This is a genomic window from Microbacterium sp. K41 (assembly GCF_004794395.1).
GTDB classification, from domain to species: domain Bacteria; phylum Actinomycetota; class Actinomycetes; order Actinomycetales; family Microbacteriaceae; genus Microbacterium; species Microbacterium sufflavum.
Genome location: NZ_SSDO01000480.1, coordinates 1 through 591 on the forward strand (window position 1 = coordinate 1; position 591 = coordinate 591).

The window sequence follows — 591 nt, forward strand, 5'->3', positions numbered from 1 at the left end:
CCGGGTGTCGGGCGACCCCCGGCTGCTCGCGCAGCTCGTGCGCAACCTCGCCGACAACGCCGCCCGCCACGCCCGCGGTCGTCTGGCGATCGGGGTCACCACGGTGCAGCAGCACGTGTTCCTGACCGTGGAGGACGACGGGTCGGGCGTGCCGGCGGCCGAGCGGGAGCGGATCTTCGAGCGGTTCGTGCGACTCGACGAGGCGCGCAGCCGTGATGCGGGCGGCAGCGGTCTGGGCCTGGCGATCGCCCGCAGCATCGCGACCGCGGCGCACGGCACCGTCACGGTGGACGACTCGCGATGGGGCGGGGCGCGGTTCGTCGTGACCCTGCCCTCGGCGGACTGAGACGCCGCACGGCATTCCTGAAGAGCGCTTCAGGACGCTTCAGGGTGGCTTCAGCGCCCCCGCGAGACCATCGGGACATGGACGACAAGAACCCCACCCCCGAGAACCCCACCCCGGAGCAGCCCGGCACCCCAGAGCAGCCCGCCGCCGCGCAGAGCCCGGCCCCCGCGCAGCCCGACGCGACCCCCGCCGCCGACGCCCCCACCGTTCCGGTCGAGCCGACCGCGCCCGCCGCCGCACAGCCC

General features: G+C 75.6%; 1 protein-coding gene. It reads left to right on the forward strand.

All coding sequences use genetic code 11. The features are described from left to right. Positions 1 to 346: ATP-binding protein (locus DW309_RS15970; RefSeq protein ID WP_240753264.1), on the forward strand; the 346-nt coding region annotated here is incomplete at its 5' end. Between the last annotated feature and the right edge of the window lie 245 nt (positions 347 to 591).